The following is a 24,803-nucleotide window of genomic DNA, read 5'->3' as shown; positions in this document are numbered from 1 at the left end:
CAGGTCGGCGCCGCCGCCACCGGCCACGATCAGGGTGCCGCCGGGGATGCCCCGACGCGGCAGAGGCGCGGCGAGCATGGCCACGCCGGCCGATGACGTTATCGCGCCGCCGCCGTCGGCGACCAGGTGGATGCGGTAGGGTGGCGGCAGGCCGGCGTCGCGTGCCTCGTCGTTGGCGCTGGCGAAGACCTGGATCGGGCCGGCGGCGTCGAGCAGCAGGAAGCCGGGAAAGACCAGTAGCCAGATGTCGAAAGGGGGAGATGCGCGGGAGGGGGACATTGGCAGATATTCCACCATGACTGTCACGGCTGTCAAACGCCGCCGGCCTACAATTGCCCCGACGATGAAAGGAAAAGCCATGCTGGAACTGCGACCGACCTGCGAACACTGCAACAAGGCCCTGCCGCCGCACGCGCCGGAGGCGCGCATCTGCTCCTACGAATGCACGTTCTGCGCCGCCTGCGTGGAAGGAGTGCTGGAAAATGTATGCCCGAATTGCGGCGGCGGCTTCGTGCCGCGGCCCGTGCGGCCGGCACGCAACTGGAAGGGCGACAATTACCTGGGCCGCGATCCGGCCCGCACGGAAGTGAAGCACCGGCCCGTCGATCCGGCCGCGCATGCGGCCTTTGCGGCGCCGATCAGGGCGATCGCGCCGCAGGACCGTTGATGCACACGCGTCATTCGACGGCGCGGGTTGTCTCGCGCACGATCAGCTCGACCGGCGCGACGCCCTCGTCGAAGGCTTCGCGCCCCATCAGCGACAGCAGCGCGTTGGTGGCGGCCTTGCCCAGGTCGTACAGGGGCTGGCGCACCGTCGTCATCGGCGGCGCCGTGTACGACGAACCGGGCAGATCGTCGAAGCCCACCAGCGACACGTCGTCCGGCACGTGCCGGTCCTTGCGGTACAGGGCCAGGCGGGCACCGTAGGCCGACAGGTCGTTGGCCGCGAAGACGGCCGTGAACGGCACGTCACGCTCCAGCAGGGCCGTGATGGCGGCCTGGCCGCTCGGCTCATGGAAGTCGCCTTGCACCACCAGTTGCGGGTCGACCGGAACGTCGGCCTCGGCCATCGCGCGGTGGTAGCCGGCCAGGCGCTCGTTGGCATCGCTGCTGCTGTCCGGCCCCTTGATGAAGACGATGCGGCGGTGGCCCAGGTCGAGCAGGTGGCGCGTTGCCAGGTAGGCGCCGTGTTCGTTGTCCACCTTGAAGCCGATGGCGTTCGACGTGCGCAGCGCGCGGCCCGTGGCCACGATGGGGCGCTGGTTGGCGAACTTCAGCACCGTCTCATCGGAGATGCGGCCCGTCAGCAGGATGATGCCGTCCACCTTGCGCGCCAGCAGCAGCCGGATGCGGTCCGATTCCTCGTCCGCGTTCCAGTGGCCGCTGACGATGACGCTGGTGTAGCCGGTGCCCTTCAGGGCATCGTCGACGCCGCGCAAGGTCTCGTCGAAGAAGGGGGAGCTGATGTCCTGCACGACGATCCCGATCGTCATCGTGCTGCCTTTCTTCAGGCTGCGCGCCATCTGGTTCGGCGCGAAGTGCATCTTCTCGATGGCGGCCAGCACGGCCTTGCGTTTGTCGTCGGCCACGCGGGCGGTGCCGTTCATGATGCGCGACACGGTACTGGCCGACACGCCGGCCGCGCGGGCCACGTCGAGCAGGGTGGTCGGATTGGAGTGGTCGTCTGAGCTCAAGTTCTTCTGCATGGTGTGGGAGTGGGCCGGCGATGGCATCGGCCCCGATACGTCGAAGGGTAGCATATGCTAGGCCCGTTGCCGCAGCCACTGCGAGCCGGACGGTGCGAACGTCGGCTTTCCCTGCCGGCGGTAGTGCTCGACCAGCGCCCGGTGCGTGGGCAGGTCGGCCAGCGCGTGGTGCGACAGCTGGGCGATCGTCTGGAACTCGCGCCGGGCGGCGGTGGCATCGGGCAAGGTCGAGGGATGGGCCAGCATCCGGGTGGGGAACTCCATCCCGTACAGCACGTACTGCCAGCTCGACGGCGGATACATCTCGATGTCCGTAACGAAGTCGAGCCGGTGCGGCGCGCGCGTGCGCCACATGGCCAGCTGTTCGCGCAGCGATTCCGGTATCGACGACGGGTCGGCATTGTCGGTCCAGAAGCTGCTGTCGGTGCGCTGCGTCAGGCAGTAGTGCAGCTTGACGAAATCGACGATGCGCTCATAGCGTGCCTTCATCTGCGCGTTGAACAGCTTCGCGGCCGGCGCCAGGTTGCCGTCGTGCGGGAACAGGTAGGAGACCAGGTAGGTGGCCGCCTCGATCAGGCCGATGCCGGACGATTCGAGCGGCTCCAGGAAACCGCCGGACAGGCCGATGGCCACGCAATTTTTCACCCACTGGGTTTCGCGGTAGCCCACGTTGAGCTTGAGCAGGCGCGGCTCGCGGCCGTCGCTGGCCGGGCCGATGTACTGGCGCAGCAGCTGGTCGGCGCGGTCGTCGTTGGTGTGGCGGCTGGAGTAGACGTAGCCGATGCCGCGGCGCTCGTGCAGGCCGATGTCCCACGTCCACCCGGCCTCGTGGGCGGTGGAGATGGTGTACGACGGGATCGGCGCGTCGGGCCGGTCGTACGGCACCTGCATCGCCAGCGCACGGTCGACGAACAGCGTGTCGTTGATGTTCCTGAACGGCGAACCGAGGGCGCCGCCGATCAGGCGGGCGGCAAAGCCGGTGCAGTCGATGAACAGGTCGGCGGTCAGTTCGCCCGCCTCGCGCGTGACGACCGAGGCGATTGCGCCGCCCGCGCCCAGCTTGACCTGATCGACGGTGGCCTCGATGCGGCGCACGCCCAGGGTCTGCGCATGGCTGGCCAGCAGCCTGGCGAAAGCGGTGGCGTCGAAGTGGTAGGCATAGTTCAGGGGGCCGTGGAAATCCGCGTCGCCGGTGCGCTTGGGCGCGTGGCCCATGTCCGCCACGTGCTTCTGCATCGTCGCCGCGGCGGCGAAGGGCACGCCGTCGCCGGCCGCGCCCAGCAGCCAGTAGGGCAGCAGTTCCGGTCCGCCGGGGCGCTGGCTGGGCTGGCTGAACGGATGAAAATAATGGTCGGCGCCGCGCGCGCCGGGCGGGCGCACCCAGTGGTTGAAGCGCACCCCCTGCTTGAACGTGGCATTGCACTCGCGGATGAAGCGGCCCTCGTCGATGCCCAGCACGGACAAGGTGCCGCGGATCGACGGGAAAGTTCCTTCGCCGACGCCGATGATGCCGATCTCCTTCGACTCCACCAGGGTGATGGCGACCCCGCCGCCTTGCGTGCCCAAAGTCTTGGCCAGGAAGCCGGCGGCCAGCCAGCCGGCCGTGCCACCGCCGACGACGAGAATAGTGCGGATTGCTGCCATACAGTCCCTCTCAAGAATATGTTCGTCCAACCATCTACTGCCCAGCTCGTGTCCACCCTGGGGTCAGACCCCGACATGGACACGGACTCAGCCGTTGCTCGCCTTGCCACAGCCGCGCCCATGTCGACTTTCGTGCCTGACCCGAATGTCGCCACCCGCACCCGCTGCATAGCCCAGCTCGTGTCCATGTCGGGGTCTGACCCCAAAGTGGACAATGTCGGGGTCTGACCCCAAAGTGGACAAGGTGGGGTGAACTTTCGTGCCCGGCCCCGATGTCGACACGGACTCGGGCGGGCGACGGGTATCCATGCCGGATCTGTTGCAGCCCGCCCACACGGTCCAGCAAAACAAAGTACTTATGCAGCATTTTTAAATTGACATCAACATTCCAACTTGGCTAGTATGAAAACGGTTTCAACAAGCAGGAAATCGTTTTCAGTTTATTTGAAAACGATTTCATTTACAAGAAATCGTTTTCAAACAATATGTTAGCACCGCCGTAGTGCTGCACCAAGGAGACTTATGACCACCCCATCCCCACGAATCCGCAAGCTGGGTTCGCCGATTCAGCTTGCCGTGCTGACCTTGCTCGCCGGCCTGAACAGCGCTTATGCGCAGACCACCGGTGTCAATGCGACGCCGGAAGCACCGAAAGAGCAGCAGCAGGCGCAGAAGGCCGCTGAAGCGAGCTCGACCGTCATTCCCGAAGTGTACGTGACGGCCACCAAGCGCAGCACGTCGCTGCAGCGCACGCCCGTTGCCGTCACCGCCATCAGCGCCGCGGCGCTGGACGACAACCATGTGCAGACCATCCAGGACGTCGTCAACCTGGTGCCGGGCTTCTCGGCCACCAGCCAGGGCGACCACGGCGTCATCACGATGACGATGCGCGGCATCGGCAACGACAGCGCGAAGACGGAATATGCCGACCCGGAAGTGGCCATCTTTGTCGACGGCATCTACTCGCCCCGTCCCGAAGGCGCGACGACCCTGCTGTTCGACCTGGAAGGCATCGAGGTGCTGCGCGGCCCGCAAGGCACGCTGTGGGGGCGCAATTCCACCGTCGGCGCCGTCAATATGCAGACGGCCAAGCCGACCCTGGGCAGCTCGTCCGGTTACGTGGAAGCGGGCATGGGCGACTACAGCCGCATCGGCGGCCGTGGCGCCGTCAACATCCCGCTGTCGGACAAGGCGGCCATGCGCATCGCCTTCGTGCACGAGCAGCATGACGGCTACGTCGACTACCAGGCCCCGCCGAATATTCCGCTGGCCCAGCAGCAGGCCGCCGCCGCGCCCGTCATCGCCGCGTGGAATGCCGCCAACCCGAACAACCCGATCGCCTTCCAGCCGATCAACACGGGCCTGTTCGTCCAGGGCGGCAAGAAGTACAACGCCCAGGACCAGACGGCGCTGCGCCTGTCGCTGCTGTATGAAATCACGCCGGCGCTGCACTGGAACGTGGCCTACGAGCGCTACCAGGACCGCGGCACGCCGGGCATGAACCTGATGCAGAACCCCCGTCCCGGCCAGGACCGCTGGTCCGCGCTGATCGACACGGCGCCTTCCGTCAAGCGCGATTCGAATTCCGTGCGCAGCCGCGTGGACTGGGCCATCAACCCCGACATGGCCCTGGCCTATATCGCCGGCTGGTCCTCGTTCAACGGCTCGTCCACCTACGACCAGGACGGCGGCGTGCTGCCACCGACCAGCTTCACGACGGGCGGCAAGCAGCAGGCCAACAACACCGTCTTCTCGAAATACAAGAACTACAGCCACGAAGTGGAGCTGCAGTCGACGGGCAAGAAAACCGTGGACTGGCTGCTGGGCCTGTACTACGGCCACGAGAACAATGCCATCCGCTTCGACATTCCCATCATGAACGGCACCCAGCAGGGCACCGTCAACTGGCAGGGCTCGTTCATCCAGCCCAAGCAGACGGTGGAATCGAAGGCCGTGTTCGGACAGACCACGTGGAATGTCGACGACAAGCTGCACCTGACGGCGGGCGCCCGCTACACGGACGACAAGCGCAAGAACATCGGCGGCACCGGCAGCGGCTGGATCGGCGACGCCTCCGTGCCGCAGATCCCGCTGAACCCCAGTGTCAATCCGTTCGCGCCCGGTTCCGGCTACAAGGTCGATTCGTACAACAGCGGTTCGTTCTCGGGCAGCAAGGCAACGTGGCTGGCCCGCGCCAGCTACGACATCACGCCGACGTCGATGCTGTACGCCAGCGTGTCGACCGGCTACAAGTCCGGCGGCCTGCAGGACGGCGGCAAGCCATATGGCCAGGAGACGCTGACGAACTACGAGGTGGGCAGCAAGAGCACCTTCCTGAACGGCATGATCCGCATGAACAACGCCCTGTACTACGAGAAGTTCAAGGGCTTCCAGTTCAGTGCGCCCGTGACGAATCCGGATGGCAGCCGCAGCCTGTCGACCTACAACGCCGAAGGCGCCAAGGTGTATGGCTTCGAGACGGAAATCGCGGCCAAGCTGACCAAGGCCGACCGCCTGCAGTTCACCGGCACCTACACGCATGCCGAGCTGGGCCAGCTGATCGGCGGCAGCAACGACTACACCTTGCCGCCGTGCCCGATCGTAGGCATCACGAACTGCCTGGATGTGACGGGCAACACGATGCCGCACTCGCCGAAGTGGAGCACGCAGCTGATGTACCAGCACGTGTTCCAGCTGCCGGCCGGTACCTTGACGCCACGCCTGTCGGCCCACTGGGAATCGTCCAGCTGGCTGTCGGTGTTCAACCTGGGTGAACCGGACCGCCAGAAGTCCTATTCGAAGCTGGACCTGGGCCTGCGCTATGACGCCGACAAGAAGTGGTATGTGGACCTGTTCGTGCGCAACGCCACGGACAAGGACATCAAGACCAGCGCCCAGAACCCGCAGGAAATCTGGCAAGCCCAGTACCTGCCGCCACGCACCATCGGCTTCAACGCCGGCTACACGTTCTAAGTTTCGTTTCGGTTGTCCCTGCCAGCCCCGGCTCCTCCGAGCCGGGGCTTTTTTTCGTGCCGGGCCTGGGTGACTTGCATGCGCGGCTTTTACTTGCCGGCGACGCAACAGGGGCCGTACACTGGATAGTAACGAGGACACGATTTGCCGTGGCGCCAGATGCCGGCCACGGTCGTTCGGGAGACACGATGCGCACGCACACGAGGTATCTGAGCGGACTGGCGTTTTGCCTGTGCGCGCAATGGGCCGGCCATGCATGGGGCCAGCCGGCCGCCGTGCCCCCGCAGCAGACGTTGCAGGCGACGCTTGAATCCGGCAAACCGACACCGCTCGATGCCCTGACGCCTTACGGCAAACGTGAGCTGATCCGGCAGATGCGCTGGCGCGAGCATGAGTTGGTGGGTTTCGGTGTGGCGCCCCTGATCCGGGAGCTCGACCAGGCGCAACTTGCCGCGATCCTGCACTTCCTCGATCTCGACAGCTACGTGGTGGGGCTGGCCCGGGCGCTGGTCGGTCCGCCGCTGCGCCTGCCGGCGCCGTCTGTGCAAATGGAGCAGGACCTGCTGGCGCTGCGCCAGTTCAACGACGAAGACAGGGCGCGGCGTGCCGCAGCCTTGCCGTCCGCCAGCGAGGCAAGCGCGCCGGCCGTGCTGCGGCGCTATCGGCAACTGTTCGGCGCGCGACTGCAGCCGGCAACGCTGGGAGCCCAGCCCCTCGGCGACCTGGTGCCCCTGTTCGATGCGGCTACCGTGGCAGCGCAAGGCAATCCGGCTTCGTCGGCCCTCGACGACCTGGTGCGATTGCACCGGAAGTTGGGCGCTCGCGGTATCGACACCCGCCGCACCCTTGACGATAGCCTGCTGACCGCGATGCTGGCCGCGCGCCGCTTCGACCAGGCGCGCGCCTTTGCCGCCGGTCGACCACATCTCGGCGGCACGGCCATCCCGCAGGTCGATGATCCGCTGGGTCCGTCCTTCGAAGGCCGCAGCGCGTTCGCATATGACGCCGGCCGGAACACCCTGACCCGGCTGGCCCTGCCTGCGGCCAGCACGGAACTGGTGATGGTCGTCAGCGATGGCTGCCACAACTCGGCCAACGCCTTGCAGGCGGTTGCCGAAGATACCGCGCTCCAGGCCCGCCTGCGCGCGGCGAATCTGGTGCTGGTCACGGGGCCGAGTGCCGGTGTGGAGACGAGGTTGATGGCCCGGTGGAATGCGGCCCATCCCGCTATGCCGATACTGGCCCCGTACAGCGCAGCGCAATGGCATGGCGTCGACGGCACGTTCATACCGGCCTTTTACCTGCTCCGGAACGGCAAGGTGGTCGACCGGCGTTCCGGCTGGGGGCCTGAAGGCAAGAAGGAGCTTATCGAATTGATCGAGGCGGCGGCCAAATAGATCGTCGCAGCAGCATCAGGCCACGGCCAACAGACCAGGGAGAGCGATCGTGATCGTCGAATACATCCGCTACGCATTGAAGCACCATTCCACCGACAGCCTGGTGGACGCTTACACGTCGGCGGCGCAGCACTTGCGCGCCGCGCCCGAGTGCCTCGGCTACGAGATGACGGTCTGCGAGGACGAGCCGTCGACATGCATCCTGCGCATCGAGTGGGGCTCCAGCGAGGCCCATATGAACGGCTTTCGCCGCGGGCCGAATTTCCCGCCATTCCTCGTGCTGATCCGGCCCTTCATCGACGACATCGTCGAGATGCGGCATTACCGGTTGACCGGACTGTCCTGGCAGCGGGACTAGCCTCCGGCCAGGATCACCCTTCCTTGTGATGGAAGGGCGCGAACCACGTCACGAGGAACGAAGGAATCGTTGCCGCCATGACGAACCAGAAATAGTTCACATAGCCCAGCATTTCCTGCAGGTGGCCGCTGACGAGGCCCGTCACCATCATGCACAGGCCCATCAGGCCCGTGCCGAAGGCATAGTGGGTGGTGGTGTATTTGCCGGGCGCCAGTTGCTGCATCAGGTAGATCATGAAGCCGACCGAGCCGAAGCCGTAGAAGAATTTTTCGATGGCGACGCCGGCGCTGATGACGACGACGTCCGTGGGCTGGTACATGGCCATCAGCAGGAACGTCACGTTCGGGATATTCACGGCGCAGCACAGCAAAAACAGGGTCGGCTTCAGGCCCCGCCGCGCGACGAAAATGCCGCCCAGCAGCGAGCCCACCAGCACGGCCACGAGGCCGTAGGTGCCGTAGTACAGCCCCAGCGCTTCGTTCGACAGGCCCAGGCCGCCCTTGGCGACGGGGTCGACCATGAAGAAGGGGCCGATCTTTTCCAGGAGGCCAATGCTGAGGCGAAACAGGAAGCCGAAGCCGATCATCAGCCACACGTCGCGTTTCTGGAAGAAGGTAACGAAGGAATCCTTCAGGATGAACCATGCGTCGGCCACCGACGCCGGCGCGTTTTCCGCCCTGGCGCCATCGGGCATGGTCTTCCAGTGCCACAGGGCCATGGCCAGGGTGACGCCGGCGACGATGAAGAAGATCACGCGCCAGCTGTCGATCCAGTCCGGTCCGAAGGTGCCGGCATCGTGGTGGAAGGTATTCGTGTGCAGCCAGCCGGACAGGAAGACCAGGCCGCCCGACGCGACGATGGGGCCGATATTCCACGACAGGCTCTGGATGCCGCAATACAGCGATTGCGAGCGGCTGTCCAGGCTCGTCACGTAGACGCCGTCCGACGCGATGTCCTGCGTGGCTCCGATGAACGACAGCAGGATGAACAGGGCCACCATGATGACCATGTAGCCGGGCAGCGCCATGGCCAGCGCCACGGCACCGAAGCCCGCCGCCAGTACCACCTGCGTCCACAGCACGAAGAACTTCTTGGTGCGGTACATCTCCACGAAGGGCGCGAACAACGGCTTGATGGTATAGGCCAGGATCAGGTAGCTGGCGTATTCCGCCGCGCGGCCGTTGTCCATGCCCAGGTTCTTGAACATGATGGCCGTCACGTTCGTCAGCATCACGTAGGCCAGGGCCATCGTGAAGTAGCCTGTCGGTACCCACAGCAGGGGACTGGTGCGCCGGGCGGCGACGGCCGGCGCGGCTGCGGCGGGGCCGGATGGAAGGGTGGCCTCGTTGGGCATGGTGTCTCCTGGTTGGGGTGTGCTCATTGTAGTGCCCCGCTATGCTGCGGGGTCTCCTTCAAAAGTCAGGCCTGCTTGCGCTGGGCGTCGATGAATTCGCGGTACCACAGGGCGCTGGCCTTCGGCGTGCGCTGCTGCGTTTCGTAGTCGACGTGGACGATGCCGAAGCGCTTCGCATAGCCGGAATTCCACTCGAAATTGTCCAGCAGGCTCCACAGGAAGTAGCCGTGCACGTCGACGCCCTGGCCCATCGCGTCCAAGAGGGCGGCCAGGTGGCGCTGCACGAAGTCGATGCGTTCGCGGTCCGGCACGGCGCCATCGACCACCTGGTCCGGGTTGGCCATGCCGTTTTCCGTGATGAAGATGGGCGGCAGGTCGTAGGCCGCGTTGAGCTTGACGAGCAGTTCCGTCAGGCCTTGCGGGTAGATTTCCCAGCCCATGTCCGTCGTGCCCAGGGCCGCTTCGGGCTTGCGGGGCGGGGTGTCCGTGCTGGCGAAATGGCGGAAGTAATAATTCACGCCGAGGAAGTCGATGGGTTGGCGGATGATGTCGAAGTCGCCGTCCTTGACGTCGGGCGCATCGGCACCATGCACGCGCAGGGCCAGCTCCGGGTAGCGGCCCTTGAAGATCGGGTCCATGAACCATTCCACCGAGCGGGAATATTCGAAGTCGGCGGCGTCGCGGTCGGCCTGGCTGTCCGTTGCCGGGTCGGAAGTCCACTGGTTCAGCACGATGCCCAGCTGGGCCGTGCTGCCGACGGCGCGCATGGCCTTCATGGCCAGGCCATGGGACAGCAACAGGTGGTGCGACACCTGGATCGACTGTTTCAGGTCCGTCACACCTGGCGCGAACTGGCCGTTGCCGTAGCCCAGGTTGGCCGTGCACCACGGCTCATTGTGTGTTGCAATCGTTTTCAAGCGATGGCCAAAACGACGCGCCACTTCGGCGGCATACGCGGCGAAGTGATACGCCGTGTCGCGGTTGAGCCAGCCGCCTTCGTCCTGCAGGGCCTGGGGCAGGTCCCAGTGGTACAGGGTCACGTGGGCGGCGATGTTCTTGCTCTCCAGTTCGTCCAGCAGCTTCTCGTAGAAGGCAAACCCCGCCTCATTCCATGCCCCCTTGCCGGCGGGCTGCACGCGCGCCCACGCCATCGAGAAGCGGTAGGCATCCACGTGCAGGCTCGCCATCAGCGCCACGTCTTCCGGGTAGCGGTGGTAGTGGTCGCAGGCAACGTCGCCATTGCTGCCGTCAATGACCTTGCCCGGCGTGTGACTGAACGTGTCCCAGATCGACGGACCCTTGCCGTCGGCGCTGGCGGCGCCTTCGATCTGGAAGGAACTGGTGGCAACGCCCCAGAAGAAGGACGGCGGGAAGTGCAGTTGATCGCTCATGTGTGTATGAAATCGTTTTCAAAGTTGTTCGAGCATTAAACCGCATGGCGCCGGACGTGTCAATCGCGGCTGAGAATGTTTCGTGGAAAGGGGAGGGGGCGCGAAAAAAGGCGCTGGACCGATTGCGAGTGCGATGCCGGCTGGACAATTTACCGCGGCCAAGTGACAGCGCATAAAAAAAAGACGCTGTGCCCCGGTCGCAAGGAACTTGTTGGCTCGACCATTGTCATACCGTAAGTTGGCATCAGCCAAGACGGAGGCGCGCATGGAAATCGACGAGTACCAAGCCGTACGGACGCAGTGCCTGGCGTGGCTGACCAGGCTGACCGGAGAGCAGGGCGACGGGTTGCGACAACTGTTCGAAGGGTGTGCCTCGCTGGCCGACTGCCTGGCGATTATCGAAGAGCGTGGCGCGCACCTGCGCTGTTGCCCCCACTGCCGCGGCGACAAGCTGTACCGGCATGGCACCCTGCGCGGCCTGCAGCGCTACCGCTGTCGCCAGTGCCGCAAGTCCTTCAATGCGCTGACCAAGACCCCGCTGGCCTTTATCCGGCTGCGCGAGAAATGGTTGCCGTTCCTGCAGTGCATGTTGGGTTCGATGACGGTACGCGCGGCAGCGGAAACAACCGGCATTCACCGCAACACGAGCTTTCGCTGGCGCCACCGTTTTCTCGCCATGGCCAAGGACGATCGGCCCAAGCCCTTGAGCGGCATCGTCGAGGCCGACGAAACATATTTGCTGGAATCGCAGAAGGGCTCGCGCCACATGACACGGCCTCCCAGGCGGCGCGGCGGCCACGCTAAAAAGCGCGGCATCAGCGGCGAACTCGACTGCATCCTGGTCGCGCGCGACCGGCAAGGACTCACTTGCGATTTCGTGCCGGGGCGCGGGCCCGTCACGGTGGCGCAGTTGCAGCAGCATTTGCTGCCCGTGCTGGACAGGGCCGTGCTGCTGGCCACCGATGCGGCGACAGCGTATCGGGAGTTTGCGAAAGATCATGGCATCGCGCACCGGGCCGTCAATCTGCGCCAGGGCGAGCGCGTGCTGGGGGAAATCCACGTCCAGAACGTGAACCGCTACCACGCCGTTTTCAAGACCTGGCTGATCCGCTTTCACGGCGTGGCCAGCCGCTACCTGTCCCACTACCTGGGCTGGATTCACGGGCTCGACTGTCGGCACCTGAGTACGCCGCAGCAATTTTTACGGGCTGCACTATTCCCGGCAGGAAGTTGATTGCTGCGAAGCCAGTTCCCTGCGACCGGGTGACAGCGCGTAAAAAAACCGGGCGATGGCCCGGTTGCAGTGTGTGCGGCCTGCGCCGCTCAGCTGACGATTCGGCTGTCGAATTCAGCTGGCAATGAAGCGCGACGGAATTTCCATGTTGCCACCCTCGGCGGCATCGGCATACGCGCGCAATTCGCTGATGGCACGGTCCAGTTGTTCCTTGCTGGGATTGGCCTGGAACCCGCGAATGCACTCATTGAGCGACGCCACTTTCTGGCTCCATTCGAGTCGATCGATCCTGCTCATACTGCCTCCCTACAAATTATGGTTTTCAGGAAAGTATTATCTCTCGCCCATCATACCCGCTCCGTGCGCCAGCGCACATACCGCAGAGCAGCAGAAGGGCGTCGCCCTAGTAAATCTGCTAGCGCATCACCCCATGCAGGAACAGGTCGACACGCTGTTCCACCAGCATCAGGTCCTGTTCCAGGTTGCTGGCCTGTGCCTTGAACAGGTAGCGCTTCAACTGGTCGCCCATCAGGCAGTTCAGCAGGTGAATGGCGAGCTGCTCGGGCGGCATGTCGCACAGCTGGGCGCGCACGTCCGGGCGGGCGAAAAACACCCGCAGCGCCTCGCGCGTCTGGCGCGGGCCCGCCTCGAAGAAGGCTTCGGCCAATTCCGGGTCCGTATCGGCCTCGGCGATGACCATCCGGTGCAGGCTGGTGGCGGCCGGGGCGGCCATCAGCTGGTTCATGCGCATGCCGAAGTCGATCAGCACTTCGCGGATGGGCCGCACATTCGTTTCCAGGTTTTCCATCGTGGCGAAATAGCTTTCGCGGCCGGACTTCAGGATTTCCCGGAACAGGCCCGCCTTGCCGCCGAACTTCACGTAGATGGTGCGCACGGCCACATGGGCCTTGCGGGCGATCTGTTCCAGGCTGACCTTGCTGTAGCCCTTTTCCAGGAACAGGTTGGCGGCCGTCGTCACCAGCTCCTGCATGCGCGCCTCGGCGTCGCAGGCGCGGGGCCGGCCTGCCGTGCGGGTGATTGGGCACTGGAGGCGTTCGATGGGTTCCGGCGATGGCTCGTCAGGCATTTTTCGCAACATTGGGGAAAAAGAAGAGGCTATCAGATGGCGGTACTTTATTCCACCTAGAAATGAAATGCAATCGTTTCATTTCTTGACTTCAGCCAATCTTTGTCGAATAATGCACCTACCCCATTTCATTTTTCGGAGCACCTCATGTCCAGCCCTCAACCAGAACAAAAGCTCAGCGCCATCCCGCCAAGTGCTGCCGCGCCCGCCCCGGCGTCGGCCAAGAAGCCGCCGAACCGCAAGGTCCTCGTCGTGGCCGGGTTGATCGCGCTGGCCGCCATCGGTGCCGGTGCCCGCATGTGGTACCGCAGTGCCCATTTTGTCGAAACGGAAAATGCCTATATCGCCGGCCACGTGCACCCCGTGTCGGCGCGCATTTCGGGCATCGTCACGAAGGTGCTGATCGACGATAACCAGATCGTCAAGGCGGGCGACGTCATCGCCGAGCTGGACCCGTTCGACCAGCGCGTCAAGGTGGAACAGATCCAGGCCCAGATCGCCAGCGCCCAGACCCAGGTCGTGCAGGCCGATGCGCAGGTGGCGCAGGTGCAGGCCCAGGCCAGCGCCGCCCAGGCCCAGGTCAAGCAGGCCGAGGCCATGCTGGTGCGCGCCAACCAGGACGCCCAGCGCTACGGCCAGCTGTTCACCAGCCAGATGAAGGCCGTGTCGAAGGCCGAACTCGATGCCGCCACCGCCACCCGCGCCAGCGCCGTGGCCGACGTCGCCGCCCGCAAGGACAGCGCCACGGCCGCCAGGGCGCAGATCGCCGCCGCCGCTTCGGCCCGGGACGTGCTGAAGGCCCAGATCGACGTGCTGAAGGTGCAGCTGAAGGACGCCGAACAGCAGCTGGCGTACAACCGCATCGTCGCGCCCGTGTCGGGCCGTGTCGGCAAGCGCAGCGTGGAAGTGGGCCAGCGCGTGCAGCCGGGCCAGCAGCTGACGGCGCTGGTGCAGGACGACGTGTGGGTGACGGCCAACTTCAAGGAAACCCAGCTGGCCGACATGCGCGTGGGCCAGAGCGTGCACGTGGCCATCGACGCCATCCCCGGCCGGGAACTGACGGGCCGTGTCGACAGCTTCTCGCCCGCCTCGGGCAACCAGTTCGCGCTGCTGCCGGCCGATAACGCCACGGGCAACTTCACCAAGATCGTCCAGCGCGTGCCCGTCAAGATCACCCTGAAACCGGAAGACATGAAGGCCTTGTCCGGCCGCCTGGTGCCCGGCATGTCCGTCATCGCCGAAGTTGAAATCGGCGAGGACAAGGCCGAACCGGCGCAGCACGCCACGGCCGCCCACGCCACGGCGCAGGCCCACTAAGGCAAGGAGCTCGCCATGAGCACCACACAAACACTCCCGGCCTACGGCCAGGTCACGGGTGCCGTCTCGTCGCGCACGTGGGTGGCGGTGGCCGCCGGCATGCTGGGCGCCTTCATGGCCGTCCTCGACATCCAGATCACCAACTCCTCGCTGAAGGACATCCTCGGTTCGCTGTCGGCCACGCAGGAGGAGGGCTCGTGGATTTCCACCGCCTACCTGGTGGCCGAGATCATCGTCATTCCGCTGACGGCCCTGCTGACGCGCGTGTTCAGCCTGCGCGGCTACATGCTGGGCACCACCGCGCTGTTCCTAGTCTTCTCTACCCTGTGCGGCTTCGCGTGGAACCTGGAAAGCATGATCGTGTTCCGCATGGCCCAGGGCTTCACGGGCGGCGCGCTCATTCCGATGGCGATGACCCTGGTGATGTCGAAGCTGCCGCCGTCGAAGCGCGCCACCGGCATGGCGCTGTTCGGCCTGACCGCTACCCTGGCGCCGGCCATGGGCCCGACCCTGGGCGGCTACCTGTCGGAACTGTACGGCTGGCCGTCGATCTTCTACATCAACTGGGTACCCGGCTTGCTGCTGATGGCCGGTATCGCCTATGGCCTGGACAAGGAGAAGATGCGGCTGGACCAGCTGTGGAACGCCGACTGGCTGGGCATCGGCTTCATGGCCATGGGCCTGGGCTGCCTGACCATCTTCCTGGAAGAGGGCAACAGCAAGGACTGGTTCGATTCGCTGTTCATCATCACCTTCGCCACCCTGGCCATGGTGGGCCTCTTGGGCTGGGTCATCACCAGCACGACGCGCGAGCAGCCCTTCGTCAACCTGGGCCTGTACGGCCAGCGCAACTTCCTCGTCGCCACGGTGCTGTCGGCCGTGATGGGCATGGGCCTGTACGGCTCGTCCTTCCTGCTGCCCCTGTTCCTGGGCCAGATCGCCGGCTACTCGCCGATGCAGATCGGCGAAGTGATCATGTGGGTCGGCCTGCCGCAGCTGTTCATCATGCCGTTCGTGGCCAAGCTGTCCGGCAAGGTCGACAACCGCATCCTGTGCACCTTCGGCCTGCTGCTGTTCGGCGGCTCCTGCCTGATGAACGCGTACATGGATGCCAGCACGGGCTACGACCAGCTGATGCTGTCGCAGGTCGTGCGCGCGCTGGGCCAGCCCTTCGTCATGCTGACCCTGTCGAACTTCGCCATGAACGGCATCGCGCCGAAGGACATGCCGTCGGCCTCGAGCCTGTTCAACATGACGCGCAACCTGGGCGGCTCGATCGGCATCGCGCTGCTGGCCACGTCGCTGACGCAGCGCGAGCACTTCCACTCGCAGCGCCTGGGCGAGTCGATCACCGGCTTTTCGCTGGCCACGCAGGAGCGGCTGGACCAGATGACGCAGGGCTTCATCGGCCAGGGCTTCGACCCCGCCGGCGCGGCCAATATGGCGCTGAAGGCGATCGACGGCATCGTGCGGCGCGAAAGCTTCGTGATGGCCTACAACGACGGCTTCTTCATCGTCGGCGCCATCCTGCTGTCCTGCATCCTGATCCTGTGGCTGTCGGACAAAGTCATCTCGCCGGGCGGCGGCGGTGGCGGACACTGAAAAATACAAGAGGTATCGCTATGTTTACTGGTATGAAAACAATCACCCTCGCCGTCGCGACGGCTGCCGCGCTGCTGTCCGGCTGCGCCACCGTCGGCACCGACTTCCAGGCGCCGGCCAATGTCGCCGACGCTACCTTCCGCCATGCGCCAACAAGCGACGCGGCGCGCCTGCCGCAGAACTGGTGGAGCGTGTTCGGCGACGCGACCCTGGACCGGCTGGAACAGCAGGCGCTGCGCGACAGCCCCACGGTGCAGGCGGCGGCGCAGCGGCTGCTGCAGGCCGAGGCCCAGCTGGGCGTCACGCGCGCCAGCGAGCGGCCGCAGCTCAACGTCAGCACGGGCATCTCGAACGCGCGCACGTCGGCCAATACGTCGCAGGGTCTCGCGCTGGGCAACCGCTCCATCAGCGGCAACAACTACTCGGTCGGCACGGCGTTCTCGTACGAGCTCGATCTGCTGGGCCGCGTGCGCCGCGCCGTGGAAGCGGCCGACGCGCAGGCACTGGCGGCGCAGGCCGACCGTGACGGCGTCATGCTGGTATTGACGTCGCAAGTGGCGACGACGTACTGGCAGCTGCGCGGCCTGGACGCGGAATTCGCCATCCTGCAGGACGCCCTGGCGACGCGCCGCGAAACGGAGCAGCTGGTGACGGCCCGTTTCGACGCCGGCCTGTCGAACGAACTCGATACGTCGCGTGCCCGCATCGAACGGGCCAATGCAGAAGCCGACCTGGAAGAAGTGCAGCGCCAGCGCAATGCGCTGGAACACGGCCTGGCCGTGCTGCTGGGTACATCGCCGTCGACGCCGGTGCTGCCGGTCGTCGCCAGCGCCACGCTGCCGCAGCCGCCCGCCATTCCCGTCGGCCTGCCGGCCAGCCTGCTGGGCCAGCGCCCCGACCTGGCCGCCAGCGTGGCCACCCTGAAGGCCGCCAATGCCCAGGTGGGCGTGGCCGAGGGCGCCTTCTATCCGTCCGTGTCGCTGACGGGGAACTTCGGCTTCGCTTCGGAGAGCCTGTCCGACATCGTCAAGGGCGGCTCGCGCCAGTTCAGCGCGGGGCCCCTGGCGCTGTCGCTGCCGATCCTGGACGGCGGCCGCAACAAGGCCAACCTGGCGTCGGCCCAGGCCCGCTATGCCGAGGCGCAGGCCAACCACCGCGAGCGCCTGCTGACGGCGCTGCGCGAAGTGGAAGATGCGCTGTCGGACGTGCAGCAGAAGGCACGCCAGGGCAAGGTGCAGGGCACGTCACGTGAAGCGGCGCAGCGCGCCTACCTGGTGGCGCGGGCCCGCTACGAGCGCGGTCTGTCGACCTACCTGGACGTGACGGACGCCCAGCGCAGCAGCCTGGCGGCGGACCGCGCCGGCGTGCAGATCGGCACCCAGCGCCTGCTCGCCGCCGTCGCCGTCGCGCGCGCCCTCGGCGCCGGCTGGCAGCCCGAAGGCGCGCTGGCCCAACTGACGCCGCCAGCCACAGCCGCCCGCTAGCTGCTAGTCGCCCGTAAACCGGTGTCAGATACGGTTCACGAGCAACATCGCTTGGCGCAGCGATGTTCGCCGATGTCGGCGTGCGGCAGCGGTTTCAGCGAGTCGCGGCCACCAGCGTGTCGATCAGGGCGCGCGCGGCGGTGGACAGGCCGCGGTGCGGGGCGAACAGGACGGAGAAGGGCCGGTTGCGGCAGGACAGGGCGGGCAGCACTTCGACCAGCCGGCCCGCCGCGATGCTGCGGGTGACCATGAACTCCGGGCACAGGCAGATGCCCAATCCCTGCTCGGCCAGCGAGACGACGCCCACGACGTCTTCCGAAACCGTGATCGCGGCCTGCGGCGTCCAGTCGATTTCAGCATCGCCGTTGCGCAGCGGCCAGGGGGAGACCCGACCCGTGCTGGGGCGCAGGAAGGCGATGCAGCGCTGGCGCTGCAGGTCCTCGAAGGTGGCGAGCGGGCCGGCCTGGCGCACGTAATCGGGCGAGGCCGACAGGATGACGCGGGCATCCTCCAGCCGGTGCGCCACCATGCTGCTGTCGGGCAGGGGGCCGGAGCGGATGGCCAGGTCGAAGCCCTCGGCGGCCAGGTCGACATTACGGTTGGTGATGTTCACTTCCACCTGCACCAGCGGGTACTGGCGCGCGAAGCCGGCCAGGATCGGCGGCAGGCGCGCATGGCCGTAGCTGGTGGGCACGCTGATGCGCACCCGCCCCGTCAGCTGCTGTTCGCTGCCCTGGATGGCGCGCTCGGCCTTGTCGATCAGCGCGAACGCGGCGCTGGCCTGGTCGACATACTGGCGGCCCGCTTCCGTCAGCCCCATGCTGCGCGTCGTGCGGCGCAGCAGTTGCGTGCCGAGGCGTTTTTCCAGCCGGGCGATGGCACGCGACAGGACCGACGGCGTCGTTGCCAAGACGACGGCAGCGGCCGTCAGGGAGCCATGCTCGACCACGTTAAGCAGGACTTCGACATCGGAAAGGTGATCGAAGCGTCGGGCCATTTTGTCTCCTGTAGAACAAATGATTTGCCAAGCGCGTAGTTTATTTGCACGCGCGCGCAAAATACAATGCCTTCACTCAATCAAACACAAGGATTCACATGCAATTGCTGGACAAACTGCAGTGGCGCTACGCCACCAAGGCCATGGACAACCAACGCGCCGTGCCGGCCGACAAGATCGAACGCATCGTCGAAGCGGCCCGCCTGGCGCCCACGTCAAGCGGCCTGCAGCCCTTCGAAGTGCTGGTCGTGACGAACCCGGAAGTGCGCGCCCGCATCCAGCCCGTGTCGTGGAACCAGGCCCAGGTGACGGATTGCTCGCACCTGCTCGTGTTCGCCGCATGGGACAACTACACGGCCGAGCGCATCAACGGCATGTTCGACCTCGTCAACGATGTACGCGGCTTCAAGAACGAAGGCTGGGAAGCCTACCGCCAGCAACTGCTGGCCACCTACCCGAAACGCGACGCCCAGGTCAATTTCGAGCACGCCGCCCGCCAGGCCTACATCGCCCTCGGCGCCTCGGTGATTGCCGCTGCCTTCGAGGAAGTGGATTCCACGCCAATGGAAGGCTTCGACCCGGCCGCCGTCGACGAAATCCTCGACCTGCGTGCCCGTGGCCTGCGCAGCGTCGTCATGCTGCCGCTGGGCTACCGCAAGGCCGAGCAGGACTGGCTGGTCGACCTGCCGAAGGTACGCCGCCCACGCGAGCAGTTTGTCACCGAAGTCGCGTAATTGCCTTAAAACCAGGGACTGTCCCTGGTTTTAAGGAAACGTTGCCCGAAAAATGGGGTCTGTCCCCATTTTTCGGGCAATGTTGCATTCAGGCGGGACCGAAGCGTTCGAGCAGGAAGTCGACGAAGGTGGTCAGCTTCGGCGTGGCCTGGCGGTCGCACGAGTACAGCAGGTGCATCGGCCGGGGCGTTGGCAGGAATGCTTGCAGCAGCGGTACCAGGCGGCCCGCTTCGATGTCGGGACGCAGCATCATTTCGGCCTGCATGACGATGCCGAAGCCGGCCAGCGCCGCCATCCGCAGCGCCTGCGTGCTGTTGGCCCGGAAGCGGCTGGGCGGGATATGCCGGCCGTCCGCTTCGCCCTTCAGTTTCCACCGTGCCTCCGGCACCCACCCCGTGAATTCCAGGCATTCGTGCCGCGCCAGGTCGGCCGGCGTCTGCGGCGTGCCGCGCCGTTCCAGGTAAGCCGGCGCCGCGCAGACGGTCATGCCATACGGCCGCAAGGGCCGCGCCACCAGCGAGGAATCGGGCAGCGGCCCGACCCGCACGGCAACGTCGAATCCTTCCTCCACCAGGTCCACCGTGCGGTCGTTCAGCGACACGTCGACGCTGACGTCCGGCCAGCGCGCCAGGTAGTCCGTCACGGCGGGGCTCAGCCACGTGGCACCGAACGACACGGGCGCCGTCACCCGCAGCAGCCCGCGCGGCGCGGCGCGCATGCTCTCGGCCACGCTTTCCGCATCCGCGATCTGGGCCAGGATCTGGCGGCAGTGCGCCGCATACTGCCGGCCGATTTCCGTCAGCGCATGGCGGCGTGTCGTGCGCGTCAGCAGCGACGCCCCCAGCAATTGTTCCAGCGCGCGGATGTGCTTGCCTACCATGACGGCGGACATACCGCAGCGCTCGGCCGCGCCGGCAAAGCTGCCCGCGTCCACCGTGGCGACAAAAATCTCCATGCTCCTGAGCTTGTCCATTCCGAACCCCGAGTTAGTAATCCCCGTCATGCTAGCCCATTTATCGACCAAGCGTTCGGGACGATACTGGGCTCTCACCAACCAGGAGGACTCATGAAAATCATCGTGATCGGTGCCAGCGGCACCATCGGCAAGGCCGTCGTCGAAGAGCTGGGCCAGCGGCACGACATCGTCACGGCAGGGCGCAACAGCGGGCAATACCAGGTGCGCATCGAGGACAGCAGCAGCGTGGCGGCATTGTTCGAGCGCACGGGGCCGGTCGACGGCGTCGTCGTCGCGGCGGGCGACCTGCATTTCGGCACCTTGGCCGACATGACGCCGGAGCAGTTCCGCATCGGCCTGGACAGCAAGCTGATGGGCCAGGTGCATGTGGCGCTGGCGGCCCAGCACGCGCTGAAGGATGGCGGTTCCATCACACTCACGAGCGGCATCGTCGGCCATCAGCCGATCCGCCATGGCGTCAACGCCAGCACCGTCAACCTGGCCGTGGAAGGCTTCGTGCGGGGCGCGGCCATCGAAATGACCCGGGGCGTGCGCATCAACCTGGTCGATCCCACCTTGCTGACGGAATCGCTGCCCCAGTACGGCGAGTATTTCCACGGCTTTGAAACGGCCGAAGGGCGCCGCGTGGCGCTGGCCTATGCGCGCAGCGTCGATGGGGCGGAAAACGGCCGCACCTACCGGGTCTGGTAACGATTTGCCAAGCCGTGTGCACGGCTATCAGTATTGGTAGTTTTATAGGCGTGGCGAGCGTGAAATACTCTTCTCCAATGTCGGAAGTAAATGAGCGACATTAAATAAGCTGCCCATACCGGTCAGTCATTTTTATCAGCCCACTATTTGGAGAAAAGCATGAACGCACTGCACGTTGAAGACCTGGACGTCACGATTGCCCCAGCTGGTGTTTCCGATTCCGTCGGCGGCCTGCCTTGCGGCGCCGTATTCGTCGTGATTGTTCTGTGGCCTTCCACCGCTGAATAAGAGCGGCACGCCGACAGGGCAGGTCGAAACAGGGCTGCCGCGTTCGCGGCAGCCCGCCGATATTGGTGATCCCATGAATTATATTTCCAAGTTGATGTCGGTATTCATGACCGGGTCGGTCGAGCTGTGGCTGGCCATTCCGCTGGGCATCAAGCTCGGCCTGACGCCGTGGGAGACCGCGCTGGCGTCGGCCATGGGCGCCATCGTGGGCGTCCTCGTGATCTGCCTCGTGGGCGCCGCAGGGCGAGCCGTGCTGGTGAACCGCATCTTCGGCCATCGCGAGGCCGTCATGCAATCGCGCAGTGCCCGTTTATTCCACGCCTATGGTGCGCCCGGACTCGGCATGATCGGCATCCTGCTGGTCGGTGCGCCATTATCGGGCGCGCTGGGGCTGGTGATGGGAGCACAGGTCGATCGTATTATCAAGTGGCTGCTGCTGGGTATATTGTTCTGGAGCGCCGTGGCATTCAGTATCGCGCAATTCGGTTTCGGTACACCCCCGCATGGCTGAAACGGAGAACATATGACATTCTCATTGGACGAATTCAAGACGGAACTGAACGGGATATTCTCACGCGACCCGGGCGATTTCTGGTCGTGCGAAAGCGCCTTTCGCCGCCTGCTGGCGGGCGACGCGGTATGCGAAGCCGTCAACCGCGAATTGCAGCTGGCGCTGGAACAATCGGATTTTCGCTCGCCGCGGCTGCTCGATAATGGCCTGGTGGTGCACGCCGAACCGGGCTGGTCGCTGATTTATTCGATCTACGAACATGAGCCGGCCCACCTGTATACGCTGCCGTTCAACGGCATGATCGCACCGGCCTCGGTGCTGCCGCTGCACTACACCCGCTACGCGCTGCCGCCCGGCTACGACAACGCCGTCTTCGACCACACGGTCCGCCTGCACGACGGGCAGGAACAGGTCGCCCACCAGGGCGACGTGATCCTGCTGGATGCCTGCAAGACCGTCATCGACATCAAGGTGACGGAGCCGGTGCCGGCGATCCGCCTGTACACGTCGACGTTCGAGTCGTTGCAATGGGCCTTCGACCGCGCCACGCTGCGCGCGGTCCAGGCCATCGCCGGCACCGAACGCACGTCCGAGATCGCCATGATGGTGCAGATCCAGGGCCAGCTGAAGAACGTCGCGGCCATTCCGCTGCTGCGGCGCGTGGCCCGGAGCCATGCGCAGCACCATGTGCGCTGGGATGCCGTGAAGGCCATCGGCAATATCGACCTGCACAGCGGCCTGGAAGCGGTGACGGCGGCGCTGCGCGACCCGCATCCGCATATCGTGGCCGCTGCCGAGCGCACGCTGCGCCGGCACGCCGAGACCACCGGCACCCCCGTCAACGTCTGAGTACCCGAGGAGCAGAGCATGGCCCTGAGCATTGCGTGTCCCAACGATGCGGTGATGAGCATCGAAGACTACCTGGAATATGTGCTGGACGAGGTGGACGTGTCCGACATCGACGCTATCGCGGCGTCGGCCCCGGCCCTGCAAAGCCTGGGCAACAACCGCGACCTGGTGGCGGATATCTTCAACCAGAACCTGAAGAACTTCCTGGCGGGCGGGCGCACCACGCAGTACAGCCCGCAATCGTTCGTGATCGGCGGCAAACGCACGGACAAGAAGATGTTTTTCGTGCGCGGGAACGTCTGGTGCCCCATCGCCCAGCAGGCTGCCATGCGCGCGCTGGAGGAGCGGGTGTTTTCCTACCACATCGCCCATGACCACAATTTCCACTTCATGACAGTGGGCTATTACGGCCCCGGCTACGAAACCGATATCTACGAATACGATCACGCCAAGGTCCAGGGCTATGTCGACGAGCCTGTCGAGCTGCGCTTCCTCGAACGCACCGGACTGCCCCGTGGCAAGGTCATGCTGTACCGTCCCAGCGTCGACGTGCACCTGCAACTGCCGCCGGCCGAATTGTCCATCTCGCTGAACCTGATGGTGCTGGAGCCGCAATTGCAGGCGCGCGACCAGTATTTCTTCGACGTGGACGCGGGGCGCATCGCCGGGCTGCCGTACAGCGCCGCCGTATTCCAGCGCAATACCCTGATCCAGCTTGCCGGCCATATCGGCAACGCCCGCACGGCCGAGCTGCTGCACCGTCTGGCCGCCAGCGACAGCAACCGGCGCACCCGTGTCGCCGCGCTGGACAGCATGGTGCGGCTGGCGCCGCCCGGGGTGGAGACCGTGTTGTGCGGCCATGCGGACGATGCCGACACGATGGTGCGCACCTATGCGCGCACGGCGCTGGACGCGGCGGAGCAGCCGTCGGCGCTGGCGCACCTGCGCGGCGGTCTCGGCCTGTCCTACCGGCAGGAAGTGTCGACCCTGGCCCGCAAGGGTCTCGGCGAAGCCCTGCACTGACGCAGGCTTCGCGAGGGCTCAGTGGCCGGGCTGCCCCAGGCGGAGCAGCCCGGCGCCGGTCTGCCCGATCAGTTCCTGGTCGTGGGTGGAAAACAGGAACAGCCGCCGGGCCGACTGTTGCCGGATCAGGTCGATCAGGAACCCCTTGGCGTCCGCGTCGATGCCGTTGGTCGGCTCGTCCATCAAGGTCACCGGGGACTGGCTCATCAGTCCCCCCACCAGCATGAATTTCTTGCGCGTGCCCAGCGACATGGCATCGAAGCGCTTGCCGGCATGCGGCGCCAGCCCGAAGCCGTCGATCAGGTCGGCGGCACCGGCTGCATCGCGGCGTCCGCGCAAGGCATCGACCATGGCCAGGAACTGCGCCCCTGTCATGAAGCCGTAGGCAACCGATTCGTCCGGCACATAGGCCAGTTCCGCCTTGGCCCGGTGCGGCCGGGCGGCCAGGTCGTGTCCGCCCACCCGGATCGTGCCGGCCTGCGCCGCCGTCATGCCGCACAGCAGGGCGATCAAGGTGGATTTGCCGGTGCCGTTGCCGCCCACCAGCGCGACGGCGCCGCTGTTGAAGGAAAACGACAGCGCGTCGAACAGCACTTGCGAACCGAAGCGCATGTGCAGGCCGTCCACGGCCAGGAGCGGCGTTGCCGCAGGGTGATTGGTGGTCATAGGGTCAGTGCGAAAACAAGGGCAAGGATCAGCAAGCCAAACTTGACCAGGATGCCATCCTTGTGGCGCTGGATCAGGGGCAAACCGAGCAGGGGCAGCCAGGCCAGCCAGTACAAGGCGGGACCGAGCATGACGGCGCCGGCGGCGGCGCTGCCGAGGCCGGCGGCCAGGCAGGCCAGCGCGATGCCGTACAGGGTCGCGGTGGCGCCCAGCACCAGCAGGTGTTCGGCCAGGGTCAGCCGCCATGCCGCGAAGGCCATGCTCCGCAGGTAGGGCACCAGCGGCTGGCGCGCCACGTGGAAGGTGTGGAAAAAGCCGGAAGTCAGGGCGGCCGTCAGCGCGCAGGCCAGGTGCACGAAGATGGCGCTTTCGGCGTGCTTTGCGAGCGGCACGACCAGCCACCAGCAGGCCGCTTGCGGCGCGGCGGCCAGCAAGAGCCGCGCCAGCGCCGCCTGCCCGTGCCGGTGGACCAGCAGGCTGGCCTGGATGCGCGCCAGCTGCAGGATCGGGTGGCCGCGCCCG

Annotated in this window: 24 protein-coding genes and 1 pseudogene; 14 read left to right on the top strand and 11 right to left on the bottom strand. The window is 65.7% G+C overall.

Features of this window, described 5'->3' with window-relative positions; translation table 11 throughout:
* A partial coding sequence (locus GM672_RS22515; protein ID WP_503826362.1) for a type 1 glutamine amidotransferase family protein occupies window positions 1-279 on the bottom strand: 279 nt, incomplete at its 3' end.
* A 79-nt stretch (window positions 280-358) separates the two neighbouring features.
* On the opposite strand from GM672_RS22515, the gene GM672_RS22510 reads away from it, so the two are divergent.
* Window positions 359-667 carry a DUF1272 domain-containing protein gene (locus GM672_RS22510; RefSeq protein WP_155472771.1) on the top strand — a complete coding sequence of 103 codons (309 nt, stop codon included), beginning with the start codon at window positions 359-361 and terminating at the stop codon, window positions 665-667.
* A gap of 10 nt (window positions 668-677) precedes the next feature.
* Here GM672_RS22510 and GM672_RS22505 read toward each other — a convergent pair whose 3' ends face one another.
* Both GM672_RS22505 and GM672_RS22500 read right to left on the bottom strand, forming a co-directional pair.
* Window positions 678-1,694 (bottom strand): LacI family DNA-binding transcriptional regulator, encoded by a 1,017-nt coding sequence (locus tag GM672_RS22505; protein WP_229417880.1) that lies wholly within the window; start codon window positions 1,692-1,694, stop codon window positions 678-680.
* Between the two features lie 69 nt (window positions 1,695-1,763).
* The gene (locus tag GM672_RS22500; RefSeq protein ID WP_155472769.1) at window positions 1,764-3,350 is read right to left on the bottom strand and encodes a tryptophan halogenase family protein; all 1,587 of its coding nucleotides are present in this window, start codon (window positions 3,348-3,350) and stop codon (window positions 1,764-1,766) included.
* A gap of 522 nt (window positions 3,351-3,872) precedes the next feature.
* Between GM672_RS22500 and GM672_RS22495 the strand changes: the two genes are divergently transcribed.
* The 3 genes from GM672_RS22495 (at window position 3,873) to GM672_RS22485 (ending at window position 8,078) form a co-directional block, all read left to right on the top strand.
* Window positions 3,873-6,323, top strand: a complete 2,451-nt coding sequence (locus GM672_RS22495; protein WP_155472768.1) for a TonB-dependent receptor — start codon at window positions 3,873-3,875, stop codon at window positions 6,321-6,323.
* A 188-nt stretch (window positions 6,324-6,511) separates the two neighbouring features.
* The gene (locus tag GM672_RS22490) at window positions 6,512-7,720 is read left to right on the top strand and encodes a YbbN family protein (protein WP_155472767.1); all 1,209 of its coding nucleotides are present in this window, start codon (window positions 6,512-6,514) and stop codon (window positions 7,718-7,720) included.
* A gap of 49 nt (window positions 7,721-7,769) precedes the next feature.
* Window positions 7,770-8,078, top strand: coding sequence for a putative quinol monooxygenase (locus GM672_RS22485; RefSeq protein WP_155472766.1), 309 nt, complete (start codon window positions 7,770-7,772; stop codon window positions 8,076-8,078).
* Between the two features lie 13 nt (window positions 8,079-8,091).
* Here the strand turns inward: GM672_RS22485 and GM672_RS22480 are convergent, their stop codons facing one another.
* Both GM672_RS22480 and GM672_RS22475 read right to left on the bottom strand, forming a co-directional pair.
* A complete protein-coding gene (locus GM672_RS22480) occupies window positions 8,092-9,432 on the bottom strand; it encodes an MFS transporter (RefSeq protein ID WP_155472765.1) in 1,341 nt (446 codons plus the stop codon).
* A 65-nt stretch (window positions 9,433-9,497) separates the two neighbouring features.
* Complete coding sequence (locus GM672_RS22475) at window positions 9,498-10,823, bottom strand: GH1 family beta-glucosidase (protein WP_155472764.1); 1,326 nt, start codon at window positions 10,821-10,823, stop codon at window positions 9,498-9,500.
* Window positions 10,824-11,088: 265 nt separating this feature from the next.
* On the opposite strand from GM672_RS22475, the gene GM672_RS22470 reads away from it, so the two are divergent.
* Window positions 11,089-12,057 (top strand): IS1595 family transposase, encoded by a 969-nt coding sequence (locus tag GM672_RS22470; protein ID WP_155472763.1) that lies wholly within the window; start codon window positions 11,089-11,091, stop codon window positions 12,055-12,057.
* Window positions 12,058-12,171: 114 nt separating this feature from the next.
* On the opposite strand, the gene GM672_RS22465 is transcribed toward GM672_RS22470, so the two are convergent.
* On the bottom strand, window positions 12,172-12,354 hold the full coding sequence (locus GM672_RS22465) for a hypothetical protein (RefSeq protein WP_155472762.1): 183 nt from the start codon (window positions 12,352-12,354) through the stop codon (window positions 12,172-12,174).
* A 118-nt stretch (window positions 12,355-12,472) separates the two neighbouring features.
* A complete protein-coding gene (locus GM672_RS22460) occupies window positions 12,473-13,144 on the bottom strand; it encodes a TetR/AcrR family transcriptional regulator (protein WP_229417879.1) in 672 nt (223 codons plus the stop codon).
* Between the two features lie 147 nt (window positions 13,145-13,291).
* Here GM672_RS22460 and GM672_RS22455 point away from each other — a divergent pair, with 147 nt between their 5' ends.
* The 3 genes from GM672_RS22455 to GM672_RS22445 are packed head-to-tail and all read left to right on the top strand — an operon-like array spanning window position 13,292 to window position 17,547.
* Entirely contained in the window at window positions 13,292-14,461 is a 1,170-nt protein-coding gene (locus GM672_RS22455) for an HlyD family secretion protein (protein WP_155472760.1), read from the top strand.
* A 15-nt stretch (window positions 14,462-14,476) separates the two neighbouring features.
* Window positions 14,477-16,063 (top strand): DHA2 family efflux MFS transporter permease subunit, encoded by a 1,587-nt coding sequence (locus GM672_RS22450; RefSeq protein WP_155472759.1) that lies wholly within the window; start codon window positions 14,477-14,479, stop codon window positions 16,061-16,063.
* Between the two features lie 32 nt (window positions 16,064-16,095).
* Window positions 16,096-17,547: an efflux transporter outer membrane subunit gene (locus tag GM672_RS22445; protein ID WP_155472758.1), complete on the top strand. Its 1,452-nt coding sequence runs from the start codon at window positions 16,096-16,098 to the stop codon at window positions 17,545-17,547.
* A 94-nt stretch (window positions 17,548-17,641) separates the two neighbouring features.
* On the opposite strand, the gene GM672_RS22440 is transcribed toward GM672_RS22445, so the two are convergent.
* A complete protein-coding gene (locus GM672_RS22440) occupies window positions 17,642-18,544 on the bottom strand; it encodes a LysR family transcriptional regulator (protein ID WP_155472757.1) in 903 nt (300 codons plus the stop codon).
* Window positions 18,545-18,642: 98 nt separating this feature from the next.
* On the opposite strand from GM672_RS22440, the gene GM672_RS22435 reads away from it, so the two are divergent.
* Window positions 18,643-19,278, top strand: a complete 636-nt coding sequence (locus GM672_RS22435; RefSeq protein WP_155472756.1) for an NAD(P)H-dependent oxidoreductase — start codon at window positions 18,643-18,645, stop codon at window positions 19,276-19,278.
* A gap of 88 nt (window positions 19,279-19,366) precedes the next feature.
* Here GM672_RS22435 and GM672_RS22430 read toward each other — a convergent pair whose 3' ends face one another.
* Entirely contained in the window at window positions 19,367-20,251 is an 885-nt protein-coding gene (locus GM672_RS22430) for a LysR family transcriptional regulator (protein WP_155472755.1), read from the bottom strand.
* Between the two features lie 93 nt (window positions 20,252-20,344).
* Here GM672_RS22430 and GM672_RS22425 point away from each other — a divergent pair, with 93 nt between their 5' ends.
* The 5 genes from GM672_RS22425 to GM672_RS22410 all read left to right on the top strand — a co-directional run bounded on the left by GM672_RS22425 (window position 20,345) and on the right by GM672_RS22410 (window position 23,615).
* Entirely contained in the window at window positions 20,345-20,944 is a 600-nt protein-coding gene (locus GM672_RS22425; protein WP_155472754.1) for a short chain dehydrogenase, read from the top strand.
* A gap of 159 nt (window positions 20,945-21,103) precedes the next feature.
* Window positions 21,104-21,232, top strand: coding sequence for a hypothetical protein (locus GM672_RS29590; protein WP_260098581.1), 129 nt, complete (start codon window positions 21,104-21,106; stop codon window positions 21,230-21,232).
* A 73-nt stretch (window positions 21,233-21,305) separates the two neighbouring features.
* Window positions 21,306-21,743, top strand: coding sequence for a hypothetical protein (locus tag GM672_RS22420; RefSeq protein ID WP_155472753.1), 438 nt, complete (start codon window positions 21,306-21,308; stop codon window positions 21,741-21,743).
* Between the two features lie 12 nt (window positions 21,744-21,755).
* Complete coding sequence (locus GM672_RS22415) at window positions 21,756-22,592, top strand: HEAT repeat domain-containing protein (RefSeq protein ID WP_155472752.1); 837 nt, start codon at window positions 21,756-21,758, stop codon at window positions 22,590-22,592.
* 18 nt (window positions 22,593-22,610) lie between these two features.
* On the top strand, window positions 22,611-23,615 hold the full coding sequence (locus GM672_RS22410; RefSeq protein WP_155472751.1) for a HEAT repeat domain-containing protein: 1,005 nt from the start codon (window positions 22,611-22,613) through the stop codon (window positions 23,613-23,615).
* Window positions 23,616-23,633: 18 nt separating this feature from the next.
* Here GM672_RS22410 and GM672_RS22405 read toward each other — a convergent pair whose 3' ends face one another.
* On the bottom strand, window positions 23,634-24,281 hold the full coding sequence (locus GM672_RS22405) for an ATP-binding cassette domain-containing protein (RefSeq protein ID WP_170300197.1): 648 nt from the start codon (window positions 24,279-24,281) through the stop codon (window positions 23,634-23,636).
* Window positions 24,278-24,803 (bottom strand): annotated as a pseudogene (locus GM672_RS28455) (hypothetical protein); the annotation flags it as partial. The pseudogene GM672_RS28455 and the gene GM672_RS22405, both read right to left, overlap by 4 nt.

The sequence above is a fragment of the Pseudoduganella buxea genome (assembly GCF_009720835.1).
In the GTDB taxonomy this organism is placed as follows: Bacteria; Pseudomonadota; Gammaproteobacteria; order Burkholderiales; family Burkholderiaceae_D; genus Rugamonas; species Rugamonas buxea.
This window is presented reverse-complemented; position numbering and strand designations above follow the sequence as displayed.

Excerpts from the sequence above, each read along its gene's own strand:
- GM672_RS22435 (WP_155472756.1), top strand. The coding sequence starts at position 18,643 with ATGCAATTGCTGGACAAACTGCAGTGGCGCTACGCCACCAAGGCCATG.
- GM672_RS22490 (WP_155472767.1), top strand. The coding sequence starts at position 6,512 with ATGCGCACGCACACGAGGTATCTGAGCGGACTGGCGTTTTGCCTGTGC.
- GM672_RS22405 (WP_170300197.1), bottom strand. The coding sequence starts at position 24,281 with ATGACCACCAATCACCCTGCGGCAACGCCGCTCCTGGCCGTGGACGGC.
- GM672_RS22480 (WP_155472765.1), bottom strand. The coding sequence starts at position 9,432 with ATGCCCAACGAGGCCACCCTTCCATCCGGCCCCGCCGCAGCCGCGCCG.
- GM672_RS22430 (WP_155472755.1), bottom strand. The coding sequence starts at position 20,251 with ATGGACAAGCTCAGGAGCATGGAGATTTTTGTCGCCACGGTGGACGCG.
- GM672_RS22465 (WP_155472762.1), bottom strand. The coding sequence starts at position 12,354 with ATGAGCAGGATCGATCGACTCGAATGGAGCCAGAAAGTGGCGTCGCTC.
- GM672_RS22500 (WP_155472769.1), bottom strand. The coding sequence starts at position 3,350 with ATGGCAGCAATCCGCACTATTCTCGTCGTCGGCGGTGGCACGGCCGGC.
- GM672_RS22475 (WP_155472764.1), bottom strand. The coding sequence starts at position 10,823 with ATGAGCGATCAACTGCACTTCCCGCCGTCCTTCTTCTGGGGCGTTGCC.
- GM672_RS29590 (WP_260098581.1), top strand. The coding sequence starts at position 21,104 with ATGAACGCACTGCACGTTGAAGACCTGGACGTCACGATTGCCCCAGCT.
- GM672_RS22440 (WP_155472757.1), bottom strand. The coding sequence starts at position 18,544 with ATGGCCCGACGCTTCGATCACCTTTCCGATGTCGAAGTCCTGCTTAAC.
- GM672_RS22425 (WP_155472754.1), top strand. The coding sequence starts at position 20,345 with ATGAAAATCATCGTGATCGGTGCCAGCGGCACCATCGGCAAGGCCGTC.
- GM672_RS22450 (WP_155472759.1), top strand. The coding sequence starts at position 14,477 with ATGAGCACCACACAAACACTCCCGGCCTACGGCCAGGTCACGGGTGCC.
- GM672_RS22410 (WP_155472751.1), top strand. The coding sequence starts at position 22,611 with ATGGCCCTGAGCATTGCGTGTCCCAACGATGCGGTGATGAGCATCGAA.
- GM672_RS22420 (WP_155472753.1), top strand. The coding sequence starts at position 21,306 with ATGAATTATATTTCCAAGTTGATGTCGGTATTCATGACCGGGTCGGTC.
- GM672_RS22510 (WP_155472771.1), top strand. The coding sequence starts at position 359 with ATGCTGGAACTGCGACCGACCTGCGAACACTGCAACAAGGCCCTGCCG.
- GM672_RS22415 (WP_155472752.1), top strand. The coding sequence starts at position 21,756 with ATGACATTCTCATTGGACGAATTCAAGACGGAACTGAACGGGATATTC.
- GM672_RS22455 (WP_155472760.1), top strand. The coding sequence starts at position 13,292 with ATGTCCAGCCCTCAACCAGAACAAAAGCTCAGCGCCATCCCGCCAAGT.
- GM672_RS22460 (WP_229417879.1), bottom strand. The coding sequence starts at position 13,144 with ATGCCTGACGAGCCATCGCCGGAACCCATCGAACGCCTCCAGTGCCCA.
- GM672_RS22495 (WP_155472768.1), top strand. The coding sequence starts at position 3,873 with ATGACCACCCCATCCCCACGAATCCGCAAGCTGGGTTCGCCGATTCAG.
- GM672_RS22470 (WP_155472763.1), top strand. The coding sequence starts at position 11,089 with ATGGAAATCGACGAGTACCAAGCCGTACGGACGCAGTGCCTGGCGTGG.
- GM672_RS22445 (WP_155472758.1), top strand. The coding sequence starts at position 16,096 with ATGAAAACAATCACCCTCGCCGTCGCGACGGCTGCCGCGCTGCTGTCC.